We start from the raw sequence: 14,302 nt of genomic DNA, 5'->3' as shown, positions 1-14,302 counted from the left end.
TTGTTGCGCGGCGCTGGCGCTGTCGGCTTCACGCTGGCTGGCCGCGCGGATACGGCGCCCGCATCGATGCGGAAGGTGGCGACCGTCTGGTTGAGATGCTGCGCCTGTTCCTGCAACAGGCTGGCGGCAGAAGAGGACTCTTCCACCAGCGAGGCGTTCTGCTGCGTCACCCGATCCAGCTCGGTCACCGCCACGCCAACCTGCCCAATACCCCGGCTCTGCTCGTCGGAAGCGGAAGAGATCTCATCCATGATGTCACGTACCTGTTTTACGCCAACGACAATGGCTTCCATCGACGCTTCCGCCGCCGCCGCCAGTTTGGTGCCCTGTTCAACGCGTGAGGAGGACTCCTCAATCAATCCTTTGATATCTTTCGCCGCGACGGCGCTGCGCTGCGCCAGGTTGCGCACTTCACCCGCCACTACCGCAAAGCCGCGTCCGTTTTCACCGGCGCGAGCCGCTTCCACCGCCGCATTCAGCGCCAGAATATTGGTCTGAAAGGCGATGCTTTCGATGACGCTGGTGATCTCGGCGATTTTCTTCGCGCTCTCTTCCATGCCAAAAATGGTTTTGATCACGCCATCCACAATGTCGCCGCCCTGCTCAGCGGTATCGGCGGCGCTGACCGCCAGCTTCGACGCCTGCAGCGCGTTATCGGCGTTCTGTTTTACCGTGGCGGTGAGCTGCTCCATGCTGGCCGCCGTCTGCTCCAGCGACGCGGCCTGTTCTTCGGTGCGCGCAGAGAGATCGGCGTTGCCGGCGGCGATTTCGCTGACGCCGGTCAGAATAGTGTCGGAACCGCTGCGCACGTTACGGACGGTATTCACCAGCGCCAGCTGCATGCGCGCCAGGCCGTTATGCAGCCGCCCCATTTCGTTACGCGCCTGCGGATTTTCTTTCACCGGATGCGTCAGGTCGCCATGTTCGATGGCGTCGATATGGTTCAGCGCCGCCGCCAGCGGACGCAGCAGCACCTGTTGTAGCACGCGCCAGCAGAGCGCAACGCAGAGCAACACCAGCACCATAACCGCCGCCATCAGCATTTTCATCTGGCTGAATGCGTGCTGGCTCTGCGCCGACGCCTGACGGGTGAGCGTGTTTACCGCTTCGCGCCAGCGATCGTAATCCGCCATCATCTCCTTCTGCTTCGGCGCAGCGTTAATGGCGAACATCCCTTCCAGACTGTGGGTGTCGGCGGTGTTCATCAGCTGCTGCAACAGCGTGGAGAACGCCTTATAGCTGGCGTCCAGCCGCAGGGTCAGCGCCGGGTCAAGCCCATGAAGCGGCGCGCCGGATTGATAAATCTGATACCAGCGCTCCGCCTCCTGCAGCTGCTGGCGGCCATGGGCGATCATGCCCGGCAGCTTCGCGCTGTTCGGGCCTTCCTGCTGGAGCCAGATCACGATGCGGTTAGCGTCGGCCCGCACGTCGTTCAGCGCATACCAGGCGTTGGTCAGCGCGGTGACTTTGTCATTGGCCGCCGAGGCGGTGGAAAAATTATCTTTGTCATTGCTGAGTGAATGAAGAAACAATCCACCTGAGGCGAGCTGTAACAAGCCAAATAGTGCGATGCAGCCAATCAGAAAGGTGGACGTTTTAATGCGGCTAAAAAAGGACATAGCTCCCTCAAAAAAAGTGATAAGCATCACATTTATCGGCAGCTTTACCGGTAACATTAGTTTATCTGCTTATTAAATATCCAGGCAAATTAACGATAATCAATGGATTGCACTTCTTTACCTGAATAATCCTACCGTTAACGCGCAAAATCAGTTAAAAAACGCTAAGCGTTCTCTTTGTCGTCGCGCTGAGCGCGGCATGCAGGATAAGGCGCAGAGTTAACCCGTCATCAGGCTGGATTGTCAGACAGGGATAGACGTATGATGATGCCGGTCAAACGGGCTGCGCGCCCTGCCGCCGCCGCCGCGAGACGCAACCGCCTCTCGCAGCGACAAAGATTGACAATGAATCTTTGCGTAAGGCCGAAAACGATCTATGCCGTAACAAGACCTTGTTGACTTGTTAGGTTTTACTTATTGATTCAATAATGGATACGCATTAGATCTTAATCACAAATTTCGGTAACTTTCACGCTAACCTAATATGGAGGAGTAACTGATGTCTATCATTAACACCAAAATCAAACCGTTCAAAAACAGCGCGTTCAAAAACGGTGAGTTCATTGAAGTGACTGAGAAAGATGTCGAAGGGAAATGGAGTGTTTTCTTCTTCTACCCGGCTGACTTTACTTTCGTTTGCCCGACCGAGCTGGGCGACGTTGCTGACCATTACGCAGAATTTCAGAAAATGGGCGTGGACATCTACTCCGTTTCTACCGATACCCACTTTACTCACAAAGCGTGGCACAGCAGCTCTGAAACCATCGCTAAAATCCAGTACGCAATGATCGGCGACCCGACTGGCGCACTGACCCGTAACTTCGACATCATGCGCGAAGATCAGGGTCTGGCTGACCGTGGTACCTTCATCGTTGACCCGGAAGGCATCATCCAGGCTGTTGAAATCACCGCTGAAGGCATTGGCCGCGACGCATCTGACCTGCTGCGCAAAGTGAAAGCGGCTCAGTACGTTGCAAGCCATCCGGGTGAAGTTTGCCCGGCGAAATGGAAAGAAGGCGAAGCGACGCTGGCTCCTTCTCTCGACCTGGTTGGCAAAATCTAAGTTAACCGAAAGCTGTTCGATCTTTTCATCGGGTGCTGCGGCACCCGATTTTTTGCCTGGAGACCCTCATGCTCGACACCACGATGAAAAACCAACTCAAGGCCTATCTTGAGAAATTAACGAAGCCTGTTGAGTTAATCGCCACCCTGGACGACGGCGCTAAATCCGCTGAAATCAGAGAACTGCTGGGCGAAATCGCCGAACTCTCTGACAAGGTGTCGTTCCGCGAAGACAACGCGCTGCCGGTGCGTAAACCGTCATTTCTGATCACCAACCCAGGCAACACGACCGGCCCGCGTTTCGCCGGTTCGCCGCTGGGTCACGAATTTACCTCGCTGGTGCTGGCGCTGTTGCAGACCGGCGGTCATCCGTCTAAAGAGACGCAGGCGCTACTGGAGCAGATCCGCCAGCTGGACGACGACCTGCATTTCGAAACTTACTACTCGCTCTCCTGCCATAACTGCCCGGACGTGGTGCAGGCGCTGAACCTGATGGCGATCCTGAACCCGCGCATCAGCCACACGGCGATCGACGGCGGCGTCTTCCAGAGCGAAATCCAGGACCGCAACGTCATGGGCGTGCCGGCGGTATTCCTGAACGGCAAAGAGTTCGGCCAGGGGCGCATGAGCCTGGCGGAAATCGTCAGCAAAGTTGACGTCAATGCCGACAAACGCGCCGCGGATGAGCTGAACAAGCGCGACGCCTACGACGTGCTGATCGTCGGCAGCGGCCCTGCGGGCGCGGCGGCAGCAATCTACTCCGCGCGTAAAGGCATCCGCACCGCCCTGCTGGGCGAGCGCTTCGGCGGTCAGGTGCTGGATACCGTCGATATCGAAAACTATATCTCCGTGCCGAAAACCGAAGGCGCGAAGCTGGCCGGCGCGCTGAAAGCGCACGTCAGCGAATACGCTATCGACGTCATCGACAGCCAGAGCGCCAGCAAACTGGTGCCGGCGAAAGTAGAAGGCGGCCTGCACGCTATCGAAACCGCCTCCGGCGCGGTGCTGAAATCTCGCAGCATCATCGTGGCGACCGGCGCGCGCTGGCGCAACATGAACGTACCGGGCGAAGAACAGTATCGCACCCGCGGCGTGACCTACTGCCCGCACTGCGACGGCCCGCTTTATAAAGGCAAACGCGTGGCGGTGATCGGCGGCGGCAACTCCGGTGTGGAAGCCGCGATCGACCTGGCCGGCATCGTTGAGCATGTCACCCTGCTGGAGTTCGCGCCGACCATGAAAGCGGACGCGGTGCTCCAGGAAAAAGCGCGCAGTCTGGAAAACGTGGATATCATCCTCAACGCGCAGACGCTGGAAGTGAAAGGCGACGGCAGCAAAGTTACCAGCCTGGAATATAAAGATCGCGTTAACGAGACGGTGCATCAGATCGACGTGGCGGGCATTTTCGTGCAGATTGGCCTGCTGCCGAACACCACCTGGCTGGACGGCGCGATTGAGCGCAACCAGATGGGCGAAATCCTGATCGACGCCAAGTGCGAAACCAACGTCAAAGGCGTGTTCGCCGCCGGCGACTGCACCACGGTGCCGTACAAGCAGATCATCATCGCCAGCGGCGAAGGCGCGAAAGCCTCGCTCAGCGCGTTTGACTATCTGATCCGTACGCAGCCGGTAGGCTAAGACATTACCACGTAAAAGCGGCGCCCCTGGGCGCCGCTTTTTTTTGCCTGCGTTTAGCGCCGCTACCGCTGGTCGAGAAAGCGCTGCGGATGGTCGGCGGCGATGGCGCGCATGCCGTCATAGCGGCCAAACAGCCGGTAGCGGTTGCGGGCGATAAGATCGTAACAGCGGTTGCTGAGCGCCGAAGGCAGAAAGCGCAGCGCCGCCAGCAGGCGCCACGGCCAGGGCAATCCGCCCATCACGCGAAAAATGGCGTCGGCGCGCAGGTAAACCTGACCGTGGGCAATCAGCACGATGGTGCTGATCTTATCCTCCGGCAGTCCCGCCCAGCGCAGCAGCGTCTTGCCCTGCTCGCTCTGCACCGCCGCCAGCCTCACGGTGCGATAGCGGTCATAGCGCAGCAGAAAGTTGACCCAGCCGTTGCAGAGCTTGCAGGTGCCGTCATACAGCACGACCTGCTCCTCCGGCCGGATCAGCGGCGGCGTGTCGCTGTTAGTCATTGCGGATGCCGGTATCTTCATCGCTCACCGGCACCGGATCTTCCTCTTCGGTGCCGCTGCCCAGTTCGTGCAGGCTAATCTGTCGGACCGGGGCCTGCCCGATTTGGTCGCGCCAGCGATCGCTGTGGTCCGGCAGGCTGGTGAACTGGCCGTCGAGAAACAGGAAATCGAGCTGGTCGCCCAGCGCCTGCAACATCTCTTCCGGCGACGAGAAGTTTTCGCCATGCAGATCGCTGCCGTCAATCTGATACCCGATCAGCCCATCGTGCACCTCAGCCTGACCCAGCTCGATGATATGGCCGTCAATGTTCTGCGCCAGTATGGTGCCGTCGCAATAGAAAAGGTTATAGGGCATTAAATCCTGGTTACGGTTATCGGGCATAACTCCTCCTGTTTGGCTTTCAGGTGGATAAGTATAGCCGGGCTACGCCAGCCCGTTTTCTTCGCGCTGCGCCAGCTGCGTCATCATGGCGATAAACGCCTCTTCCGACACGCCGTAGAGCGAATGCTTCATGCCGAGGCGAAATTCCTCATGCAGTAGCTGATAGAGCGCGCGCAGATCGTCGAGACTGCGACGCTCCGGCTGCGCGCCGTAGCGACTGAAGCGGCGGTTCTCCAGCGCCAGCTGCCCGCCGTCCGGCAGATAACGCGCCGCCAGCAGATGGTGGCGGAAGTGAGAATGAGGCCAGGTTGAGACGAAATGGTTCGCCATCAGGTAATCAGAAGGAAACTGCGTCACCAGGTCAAAGCGGTAGAGCGGCTGCCATTCGCCGCCGCGTCGCTGGCAGAGCAACCACTCCTCGCCCAGCGATTGCAATTGATACTCGCCATGCGGCGTCTGCTGCGCGCGGTCGGCCAGCAGGCGTATCGGCGCGCTCAGCGTCGGACCGCCGAAGCCCGCGTCGGCGATCCAGAATTCTTCATCCAGCTGCACCAGCAACAGCATATGGGTGCGCGGCGGCACCGAGGGCGGCTGCGCGATGACCACGCGCGCCGCCAGACCACGGGCGTCGAAGCCCATCGCCAGTAACGCCTGTAACAGCAGCGAGTTATGCTCATAGCAATAGCCGCCGCGCCGGGCGACGACCAGCTTTTCCTGGATCGCTTCGGTTTCGATATGAATCGGGCGATCAAGCAGCACATCGAGATTTTCAAACGGAATCGTGCAGACGTGCGCATGGTGGATCTGCTGAAGCGCAACAAGCGAGGGACGGGTCGCGCCGCTGTAACCGATGCGCGCCAGATAAGCATGAAGATCAAACGACATAATTTCATCCTGGTGAAAATGATGCTTTTCTTATAGCTGATATCTGGCGCGCCGGTTGTTCTGCAATGCGCTGGGGCATCCATTCATTTTATTTGACCAAACGCACGCTGTTTTTCAATAACTGCCGCGCGCGCCAGCAGTTAATCACCAGTTCGTCATCATCGGCGCTGTCAGCCAGCCCCGATAATCGGCTGCAAAGCGCATCATAGCTTAATGGCCTTCTCTCCCGCGCCAGCGCAACGACTGCCTTGCCGACCAGCGCTAAAAACTCTTCATCCTGTTCGACTTCATCGGATAACAATGCCAATTTTTTCGCCCTCCTGTAAAAAAACATCCTTTAAATATGTACGCTCAAAAAATTTGGGGATTGCTGTAATCGATTTCTGAGACTTATCTCACGTCAGCCGACGGAACGGCAGCGCGGCGGCTGGGCAAAGCGGACGGGAAAAACTATACCTGGAAGACGAGCTAACCCCCCGTTTTCCAACTGAAATGAGGTAACGATGAAACTGACCCGCTGCGCCGCACTGTTAATGATGCTGAGTTGTCCTACGCTGGCGGCTGAAAGCCCGCCTTCCGTCGACGCATTGCCGCTGTCGCCGCCGCAGACGATGCCGGTTAGCGCCTGGCAAACGCGGGTAAATGAGGACCGCAGCATCACCTGGCGGCTTTACGCCCCGCAGGCCCGCAAAGTTTCCGTCGTCACCGGCGCCACGCCGGAGAGCTATGTTTCTCATTCGATGGAAAAAGCGGGCAACGGCATCTGGTCATGGCGCAGCGCGCCGCTGGCGCCCGACCTCTATGAATATTTTTACAACGTCGACGGCCTGCGCATTGCCGATCCCTCCAGCGCGACCCCCAAACCGCAGCGCCAGGTGAACACCAGCCTGATTCTGGTGCCGGGCTCGCTGCTGGACGTGCGTCAGGTGCCGCATGGCGAGCTGCACGCCCTGTCCTACCATTCGCGCGCGCTTAACCGCGAGCGGCAGCTTTACGTCTGGACGCCGCCGGGCATGGAAAACAGCAAGGCGCCGCTGCCGGTAGTCTATTTCTGGCACGGCTTTGGCGACAGCGGGCTTTCCGCCGTAACCCAGGGACGCATTCCGCAAATCATGGATAACTTGTTGGCGGAGAAAAAGATCGTGCCGATGCTGGTGGTGATGCCCGATACCGAAACCGATGCGGCGGGCCTGGTGCCAGAAGATTTTATTCCGGCGCAACGGCGCAAGGATTTCTATCCGCGCAACGCCGATGCAGCGGATCGCGAACTGATGCAGGATATTATTCCGCTGATTTTACAGCGCTACCACGTGCGTGAGGATGCGGAAGGCCGCGCGCTGGCGGGCCTGTCGCAGGGCGGCTATCAGGCGCTGGTCAGCGGCATGAACCATCTGCAACAGTTCGGCTGGCTGGCGAGCTTCAGCGGCGTCACTACCGAAACGGTGCCGAATCAGGCGGTCAGCGCGCAGCTGGCGCAGCCGCAGGCGGTAAACCGCCAGCTAAAGAATTTCACCCTCGCGGTGGGAGAACGGGATAAAGTGACCGGCGCCGATATCGCCGGACTGAAACGGCAGCTGGAACAACAGGGCATCCATTTCGACTACGATCCTTATCCGCAGCTGGGCCATGAAATGGCGGTTTGGCGTCCGGCGTGGATTAAGTTTGTGCAGAAGCTGTTCCGTTAACCGACGCCGGCAGACGTTTTATCAGGGTCAGGCAGTTTTCGCCTGCCGTCTGCCGGTAGCTGACATTGTCGACGCAGTCATAGATCAGGCGCAGGCCGCGTCCGCTCTCTGAGAGCAGCGTCAGCGCCGCCTCGGCGTCGCTCTGCTCTTCCGTCAGCGTTTCCGGCGCGGTGGCGGCGGTGAGCAGCGCGGCGGAGATCGGCTTACCGCTGTCGCGCAGCGTAGCAATCGCCCGTTCCCTTGTCGGTTTAAGTGACGTTGGCACTTTACGAGTGCGTCTTTCGATAGTTGTGATGAAGATTATCAGTCGCCGTGTTACACAACGCGGCAAAAGCCCGTTTTTCCTGAGTGTTTAAGTGACAGCGTCACTATAAGATCTGATCGTATTGCTGTTGCCAACGGCCCAGGCTGGGCTGCTTTCATCGTGACGCCGATAACGAGCGTCGGCGGTCAGGACCGCCTTCAGGCAGAAAATCAGATGACTCTGCGCCCAGCCGCGACGCCGTAAGCATATATATCAACTATGCTTAAGCGACGAAGTCAGCAAGCAATAGTGTAAAAAGGAGCGGTAATGAACAAGCGACTGGCGGTACTCCTGTTAATGGCAAGCTGCGGCGTGGCGCAGGCAGCCCCGGAGGTAAGCAACGAAGCGGAATCCTATATCGTGGGGCTGTGCGCCATGACCAGCGAGCAGAAAGCGACGGATCAATCGCAGGATCAATATGTACAGAAGCTGAAGGATATGGCGAAGCGTGGCAACTCCCCGTATGCCATGGATAAGCCGGAGTTTAATGAGGATGAAGCGGAAAAAGTCGCCGCCGCCTATATGAAACTGCCTGAGGCGGTAAAAGAGAAAAATCGCCACGATGCGGACGCCTGCAAAAAAGCGACGATGGCGCAGTACCAAAAAGCGGAGTAAGGATAACGGACCACGAAAAGCGGGCTGTGGCCCGTTTTTTATGGGCGAAGCTGAGTCCGCGTCAACGGCAAACAGCCTGTTCGGCGTCAACGGCAAACAGGCGGCGCAGCGCGCGCCGCCGAAGAATGGCTGTTCTCTGGCGCTACTCTTTGCCGGTCAGGAAACGGTAGATCACCGAAAGGTCCTGCTCGCCGTAACCCGCCTCAACCGCCTGCTGCCACAGCTGCGCAATATGCTGCATGCCCGGCATTGATTGATCTTCGGCGGCGTCCAGCGCCAGCTGCGCGTCCTTCAGCGCCCAGGTCAGCTGCATCTGCGGCGTAAAGTCGCCCTCTTTGATGGTGTCGAGCTTCACTTTGGCATAGGGCGCCGCCAGCGGCCCGCCTTCGAGCACCGACCAGAGATCATCGGTAGAGAAGCCAAACTGCCGCGCCAGGCTGGCGCTTTCCGCCAGGCCCTGCATCATGGCGATCAGCCAGGCGTTGACCACCAGTTTCATGCGCGATCCGGCACCCGCCTCGCCCAACCAGCGCGCGCCCTTGCTGATAGCGGCGAAAACCGGCTCCAGCTTCTCCGCCCGCTGCCGGTCACCGCTGGCCAGCACCAGAATTTGCGCGTTTTCCGCCGGCGCTTTGGTGCCCGATACCGGCGCATCGATATAGACCACGTCCGGGCGCTGCTGCGCCAGATAAGCGATCAGCCGATCGGTCGCCTCTACGCCGATGGTGCCCATCTGACAGAACACCGCGTTCTGCCGCAGCGACGACGCAATTTGTTGCAACACGCTTTCGGTCGTCGGGCCGTCAGAGAGCATCGCCAGCACCACGTCCGCGTCGGCGACCGCCTGCTGCGGTGCATCGTGCAGCGTCATGCCGTTCGCCGCCAGATCTTCGCCGCGCGCGCGGGTGCGGTTCCAGCCCGCCACCGGGAAATCTTTTTTTACCAGATTTGCGGCGAAGGCGTGTCCCATCGCACCGAGTCCCAGAACTGCTACAGAGGGATGCTGATTCATCTCGAAATCCTTCTTCATATTAAAAGGTCAGTTAATCCTGGCGCATTTTGTCACAGCGTAAATCCCCGTCGCCCCGATTGCTATCAATTCAGGCAAAAGCAATGACATATCGCCTGGCCCTGAGCGCCGACGCGCACGCCTGGCACAGCTTATGCGGTGCTAAATCAACTTTATGTGATGATGTTTTGCAAAATATGACAGACGTGCCAGGCTTACGCGCAGATGTTACGGATGGTTCATTATTATTTCCGCAGGACGCTATTGATGAAAATGATCCCTGTTGCTCAGCGGCCGGTTCGCCTTCGCACTGCGCCGGCCCTGCTTGTGTTGTGCTGCGCCAGCGCCTGGTCCGCCAGCGATGAGTCGACTATGGTCGTCAGCGCCGCGCCCGGCGGCCTCTCCGAACTGGATACGCCCGCCGCCGTCAGCGTAGCGTATGGCGACGATATTCGTCAGGCTGCGCCGCGCGTTAATCTGTCGGAAAATCTCTCCGGCCTGCCCGGTTTGCAGATCCAGAATCGGCAAAACTACGCGCAGGATTTACAGATCTCCATTCGCGGCTTCGGCTCGCGCTCTACCTACGGCGTGCGCGGCATGCGCATCTGGCTCGATGGCATTCCGGCCACCATGCCGGACGGCCAGGGGCAGACGTCCAATATCGATCTGAACTCTGTCGATCGGGTGGAAGTGCTGCGTGGGCCGTTTTCCGCGCTCTACGGCAACGCCTCCGGCGGCGTGATCAATATCGAGACCCAGAAAGGCGCACAGCCCGCCAGCGTCGAGGCAAGCAGCTATTACGGCAGTTTCGGCAGCTGGCGCTATGGGCTAAAGGCGCAGGGCGCCACCGGCGACGGCGATCAGGCGGGCGACGTCGACTATACGGTTTCCGCCACCCGCTTCAGTACACATGGCTATCGCGACCGCAGCAGCGCGCACAAAAACCTCGGTAACGCGCGGCTCGGCGTACGTATCGATGATGTCAGCACCCTGACGCTGCTGTTTAATAGCGTCGATATTAAAGCGCAGGACCCCGGCGGCTTAACCCGCGCTGAATGGCGAGATAATCCGCGCCAGTCGCCGCGTGCGGATCAATATGATACGCGTAAAACCGTGAAGCAAACGCAGGCGGGCCTGCGCTACCAGCGCCAGATGAGTGAAAACGACGACCTCAGTCTGATGGCCTGGGCAGGCGAACGTGAAACCACGCAGTATCAGTCGATTCCCCGCGCGCCGCAGCTCAGGCCGAGCCACGCCGGTGGCGTGATTGAACTGACGCGTCACTATCAGGGCGTCGACGCGCGCTGGACGCATCGCGGCGCGCTGGGATCGCTGCCGGTGACGCTGACTGGCGGCCTCGATTATGAAACCATGAGCGAACGTCGCAAAGGCTATGAAAACTTCGTGCTGAACAACGGCGCGCCGCAGTTTGGTGAAAAAGGCAACCTGCGCCGTAACGAGCGCAACCTGATGTGGAACCTCGATCCCTACCTGCAAACCTCGTGGCAGCTGACCTCCGCCCTGACGCTGGATGCGGGCGTGCGTTTCAGCACGGTGAATTTTGACGACAATGACTTTTATGTCCGCCCCGGCAACGGCGACGACAGCGGCGAAGCGCGCTATCACCGCTGGTTGCCCGCAGCCTCGCTGAAATATGCGCTGACCGATAGCTGGAATATCTACGCCTCCGCCGGACGCGGCTTTGAAACGCCGACCATCAACGAGCTTTCTTATCGCGCGGACGATCAGGGCGGGCTGAATAACCGGCTCCAGCCTTCGACCAGTGATACGCTGGAGATCGGCAGTAAAACCCGCATCGGCAACGGCCTGCTCAGCGCCGCGCTGTTCCAGACCGACACCAAAAATGAAATCGTGGTCGACAGCTCAAGCGGCGGGCGCAGCAGCTATAAAAACGCCGGACAGACACGCCGCCGCGGGCTGGAGCTGGCGCTCGATCAACAGTTTGCTGACGACTGGCGGCTGCGTATGGCCTGGACGCTGCTCAACGCGACCTACCGCGACAGCGTCTGCGGCGATCCGACATGCAGTTCTGAAAAACAGGTGCCGCGCGGCAACCGGCTGCCGGGCATCGCGCGCAATATGGCGTCGGCGGCGCTGGAGTATGCGCCGGAAACGGGCTGGTACGGCGGCGCGGAGCTGCGCTATATGAGTCAGATCCAGACCAACGACCGTAACAGCGAGCAGGCGCCCGCCTATGCCGTCACCGCGCTGAACGGCGGCTATAAGTTCCGTTCCGGCGGCTGGGTGCTGGATCTCTTTGGCCGCGTCGATAACCTGTTCGACCGCAGCTATGTCGGCTCGGTGATCGTTAATGAAGGCAATGGTCGCTACTTTGAACCGGCGCCGGGCCGCAACTACGGCGTGGGCGCTTCGCTGAGCTGGGAATTTCAGTAACGCATCGTCCGGCCGGACAATCCGGCCTGACGGTTTCACCGTTTTGTCCGGCTTTTACGGACGTGGATAGTGGATCAGATCGTGGATCAGCGTCCGCCCGTCACTGCGATTGCGGTAGGCGTGCGGCGCATCGGCGTTGAAACGCAACACCTCGCCCTGCCGCAGCAGATGCCAAACGCCTGCGATCTGCACCTCCAGCTCGCCGTCGATCACCACCACATGCTCGATCACGCCCGACGCGTGAGGCGCGGACTCGCTGAACGCGCCTGCGGCGAACTCAATCGCCAGCAGATCGAACCCCAGTTCTGCATCGAAATCGACCAGCGGCGTCACTTTCATCTGTGCGTTCTGCTGCTGAAACGGCGGCCGCTGCGCTGCGCCGCTGTTGACGTCTGCGGGCGTGATAAAGCGTGAGAACGGCACCGCGAAGCCGGTGGCGATTTTCCATAAGGTCGCCACCGTCGGGCTTGATTCGCCGCGTTCGATCTGTCCCAGCATCGCCTTGCTGACGCCGCTTCGCTTCGCCGCCTGCGTCAGACTCCAGCGCCGCTCGGCGCGCAGCGCCTTCAGCGTCTGCGCCAGGTGTTGCGCTAAAGCTTCCATCTTCTCTCCCGTGGCCTGCTTGTGCGTTATAACGCACAGTGGTATGTTGAGCGCTATAACGCACAGGGAGCAAGCATACTATGGCATTGGCGCAGCGTGAACAGCCGTTTAGCTTTACCCTTATCATCGCCGGTTTTGTGGCGACGCTGGTCGGCTATGCCAGCTCGGCGGCGATCGTTTTTCAGGCCGCTGAAGCCGCAGGCGCGACGCCGCAGCAGATCGGCGGCTGGCTGACCGCGCTGGGCCTGGCGATGGGCATCAGCTCGCTTGGCCTGTCGATATGGTATCGTCAGCCGATTCTGACCGCCTGGTCGACGCCCGGCGCCGCGATGCTGGCGACCAGCCTGCACGGCGTCACGCTGTCGCAGACCATCGGCATCTTTCTGTTTACCAACGCGCTGATTGTGCTGTGCGGCGTCACCGGCCTGTTCGCCCGCCTGATGAAACTGGTGCCGCAGGCGATTACCGCCGCAATGCTGGCGGGCATCCTGCTGCGCTTCGGCCTGGAGGCGTTCGCCGCTTTGCAGGTCGATCTGGCGCTGTGCGGCACGATGTGCGTAAGCTGGCTACTGGCGCGCTGCCTGCTGCCGCGCTACGCCATTATTATTACGCTGCTGGCGGGCCTGATGTTGGCGCTGGCGCGCGGCGATCTACATATCGCCCAGCCGCTGATGACGCTGCGCTGGCCGGAGGCCGTGATGCCGGGCTTTTCGCTGGCTTCGCTGTTGGGCGTCGGGCTGCCCTATTTTCTGGTGACCATGGCGTCGCAAAACGCGCCTGGCATTGCGACATTACAGGCGCACGGCTATCAGCCGCCCGTCTCGTCGTTAATCAGCTGGACGGGCCTTATCGCCCTGCTGCTGTCGCCGTTCGGCGGCTTTTCCGTCTGCATCGCCGCCATTACCGCCGCTATTTGCATGAGCGACGAGGCGCATCCCGATAAAAAGCGGCGCTGGATCGCCTCGGCCATTGCCGGTCTGTTTTATCTGTTGGCCGGGCTTTCAGGCGGTGCGGTCGCGCTGCTGCTCACCGCGCTGCCGCCGACGCTGATTCATACGCTGGCGGGACTGGCGCTGCTGGGCACGCTGACCGGCAGCATTCAGCGCGCGCTTGAGCAGGAAAATAGCCGCGATGCGGCGATGATAACTTTTTTAATCACCGCTTCCGGCATTACGCTGGCCGGTATTGGCGCCGCCTTTTGGGGATTATTTGCGGGCGCGGTCGCCTGGCGCCTGTTAAGCCAGCGGCGGCGGGATTAGGCGCCAGCTTTGCTCTCCCGATTATTTTACTTTGCTCGCTATTTGATGTGCGCTTATTACATTGTCGCGAAAAATGGTATCACCTGCGCCACTCATCAGACCTCATTCCAGCGCTCCTGAAAAGCGCCCCGGTTCCAGGCGGCAGGATTAATTATCCGGCTTCGCTAATAAGAACAAGAAGTTAATTACGAAGGTTTCAGGCAGGCGAAAAATAGGGTTGTACAAGACCGCAGTCTCTTGTCCAGGTATAGCGTTTTCACTTGCTCAGATATGCGATCGTTTATTGGTGGCGCTTTTTTATACTGACTGAAAGATGTCTATTTTAC

General features: G+C 59.6%; 14 protein-coding genes. 6 read left to right on the top strand and 8 right to left on the bottom strand.

The window, feature by feature from the left end; translation table 11 throughout:
- A partial coding sequence (locus MYY08_RS12775) for a methyl-accepting chemotaxis protein (RefSeq protein ID WP_288014467.1) occupies nt 1–1,619 on the bottom strand: 1,619 nt, incomplete at its 3' end.
- A gap of 499 nt (nt 1,620–2,118) precedes the next feature.
- Here MYY08_RS12775 and ahpC point away from each other — a divergent pair.
- Nucleotides 2,119–2,682, top strand: coding sequence for an alkyl hydroperoxide reductase subunit C (gene ahpC / locus MYY08_RS12770; RefSeq protein ID WP_038626126.1), 564 nt, complete (start codon nt 2,119–2,121; stop codon nt 2,680–2,682).
- Between the two features lie 68 nt (nt 2,683–2,750).
- Nucleotides 2,751–4,319, top strand: a complete 1,569-nt coding sequence (gene ahpF / locus MYY08_RS12765; RefSeq protein ID WP_038626124.1) for an alkyl hydroperoxide reductase subunit F — start codon at nt 2,751–2,753, stop codon at nt 4,317–4,319.
- A gap of 62 nt (nt 4,320–4,381) precedes the next feature.
- Here ahpF and MYY08_RS12760 read toward each other — a convergent pair whose 3' ends face one another.
- From MYY08_RS12760 to MYY08_RS12745, 4 genes are all read right to left on the bottom strand, one after another.
- Nucleotides 4,382–4,819 (bottom strand): thiol-disulfide oxidoreductase DCC family protein, encoded by a 438-nt coding sequence (locus tag MYY08_RS12760; RefSeq protein ID WP_288014464.1) that lies wholly within the window; start codon nt 4,817–4,819, stop codon nt 4,382–4,384.
- Nucleotides 4,812–5,201 (bottom strand): hypothetical protein, encoded by a 390-nt coding sequence (locus MYY08_RS12755; protein WP_104951494.1) that lies wholly within the window; start codon nt 5,199–5,201, stop codon nt 4,812–4,814. Before MYY08_RS12755 ends, MYY08_RS12760 begins: the two co-directional genes overlap by 8 nt.
- Nucleotides 5,202–5,243: 42 nt before the next feature.
- Nucleotides 5,244–6,086, bottom strand: coding sequence for an arylamine N-acetyltransferase family protein (locus MYY08_RS12750; protein ID WP_084970099.1), 843 nt, complete (start codon nt 6,084–6,086; stop codon nt 5,244–5,246).
- An 88-nt stretch (nt 6,087–6,174) separates the two neighbouring features.
- The gene (locus tag MYY08_RS12745; protein WP_133052048.1) at nt 6,175–6,393 is read right to left on the bottom strand and encodes a hypothetical protein; all 219 of its coding nucleotides are present in this window, start codon (nt 6,391–6,393) and stop codon (nt 6,175–6,177) included.
- 226 nt (nt 6,394–6,619) lie between these two features.
- On the opposite strand from MYY08_RS12745, the gene MYY08_RS12740 reads away from it, so the two are divergent.
- The gene (locus tag MYY08_RS12740; protein WP_038629994.1) at nt 6,620–7,771 is read left to right on the top strand and encodes an alpha/beta hydrolase-fold protein; all 1,152 of its coding nucleotides are present in this window, start codon (nt 6,620–6,622) and stop codon (nt 7,769–7,771) included.
- Here MYY08_RS12740 and MYY08_RS12735 read toward each other — a convergent pair.
- A complete protein-coding gene (locus tag MYY08_RS12735) occupies nt 7,743–8,036 on the bottom strand; it encodes an ATP-binding protein (protein WP_038626119.1) in 294 nt (97 codons plus the stop codon). The genes MYY08_RS12740 and MYY08_RS12735 overlap by 29 nt on opposite strands.
- Before the next feature lie 306 nt (nt 8,037–8,342).
- Here MYY08_RS12735 and MYY08_RS12730 point away from each other — a divergent pair, with 306 nt between their 5' ends.
- A complete protein-coding gene (locus MYY08_RS12730) occupies nt 8,343–8,690 on the top strand; it encodes a hypothetical protein (protein ID WP_084970095.1) in 348 nt (115 codons plus the stop codon).
- A gap of 142 nt (nt 8,691–8,832) precedes the next feature.
- On the opposite strand, the gene MYY08_RS12725 is transcribed toward MYY08_RS12730, so the two are convergent.
- Complete coding sequence (locus MYY08_RS12725; RefSeq protein WP_038626114.1) at nt 8,833–9,702, bottom strand: NAD(P)-dependent oxidoreductase; 870 nt, start codon at nt 9,700–9,702, stop codon at nt 8,833–8,835.
- Between the two features lie 270 nt (nt 9,703–9,972).
- Between MYY08_RS12725 and pqqU the strand changes: the two genes are divergently transcribed.
- Nucleotides 9,973–12,114: a TonB-dependent receptor PqqU gene (gene pqqU / locus MYY08_RS12720; protein WP_373996403.1), complete on the top strand. Its 2,142-nt coding sequence runs from the start codon at nt 9,973–9,975 to the stop codon at nt 12,112–12,114.
- 54 nt (nt 12,115–12,168) lie between these two features.
- Here pqqU and MYY08_RS12715 read toward each other — a convergent pair whose 3' ends face one another.
- Nucleotides 12,169–12,717, bottom strand: a complete 549-nt coding sequence (locus MYY08_RS12715) for a helix-turn-helix domain-containing protein (protein WP_288014457.1) — start codon at nt 12,715–12,717, stop codon at nt 12,169–12,171.
- An 80-nt stretch (nt 12,718–12,797) separates the two neighbouring features.
- Here MYY08_RS12715 and MYY08_RS12710 point away from each other — a divergent pair, with 80 nt between their 5' ends.
- Entirely contained in the window at nt 12,798–13,976 is a 1,179-nt protein-coding gene (locus MYY08_RS12710; protein ID WP_288014455.1) for a benzoate/H(+) symporter BenE family transporter, read from the top strand.
- The last annotated feature ends 326 nt before the right edge of the window (nt 13,977–14,302 follow it).

It is taken from the genome of Mixta sp. (genome assembly GCF_024610815.1).
Classification (GTDB): domain Bacteria; phylum Pseudomonadota; class Gammaproteobacteria; order Enterobacterales; family Enterobacteriaceae; genus Mixta; species Mixta calida.
This window is presented reverse-complemented; position numbering and strand designations above follow the sequence as displayed.

Bases quoted from the DNA above. Each gene is read 5' to 3' on its own strand.
- ahpC (WP_038626126.1), top strand. From the start codon at position 2,119: ATGTCTATCATTAACACCAAAATCAAACCGTTCAAAAACAGCGCGTTC.
- ahpF (WP_038626124.1), top strand. From the start codon at position 2,751: ATGCTCGACACCACGATGAAAAACCAACTCAAGGCCTATCTTGAGAAA.
- MYY08_RS12760 (WP_288014464.1), bottom strand. From the start codon at position 4,819: ATGACTAACAGCGACACGCCGCCGCTGATCCGGCCGGAGGAGCAGGTC.
- MYY08_RS12755 (WP_104951494.1), bottom strand. From the start codon at position 5,201: ATGCCCGATAACCGTAACCAGGATTTAATGCCCTATAACCTTTTCTAT.
- MYY08_RS12750 (WP_084970099.1), bottom strand. From the start codon at position 6,086: ATGTCGTTTGATCTTCATGCTTATCTGGCGCGCATCGGTTACAGCGGC.
- MYY08_RS12740 (WP_038629994.1), top strand. From the start codon at position 6,620: ATGATGCTGAGTTGTCCTACGCTGGCGGCTGAAAGCCCGCCTTCCGTC.
- MYY08_RS12730 (WP_084970095.1), top strand. From the start codon at position 8,343: ATGAACAAGCGACTGGCGGTACTCCTGTTAATGGCAAGCTGCGGCGTG.
- MYY08_RS12725 (WP_038626114.1), bottom strand. From the start codon at position 9,702: ATGAATCAGCATCCCTCTGTAGCAGTTCTGGGACTCGGTGCGATGGGA.
- pqqU (WP_373996403.1), top strand. From the start codon at position 9,973: ATGATCCCTGTTGCTCAGCGGCCGGTTCGCCTTCGCACTGCGCCGGCC.
- MYY08_RS12715 (WP_288014457.1), bottom strand. From the start codon at position 12,717: ATGGAAGCTTTAGCGCAACACCTGGCGCAGACGCTGAAGGCGCTGCGC.
- MYY08_RS12710 (WP_288014455.1), top strand. From the start codon at position 12,798: ATGGCATTGGCGCAGCGTGAACAGCCGTTTAGCTTTACCCTTATCATC.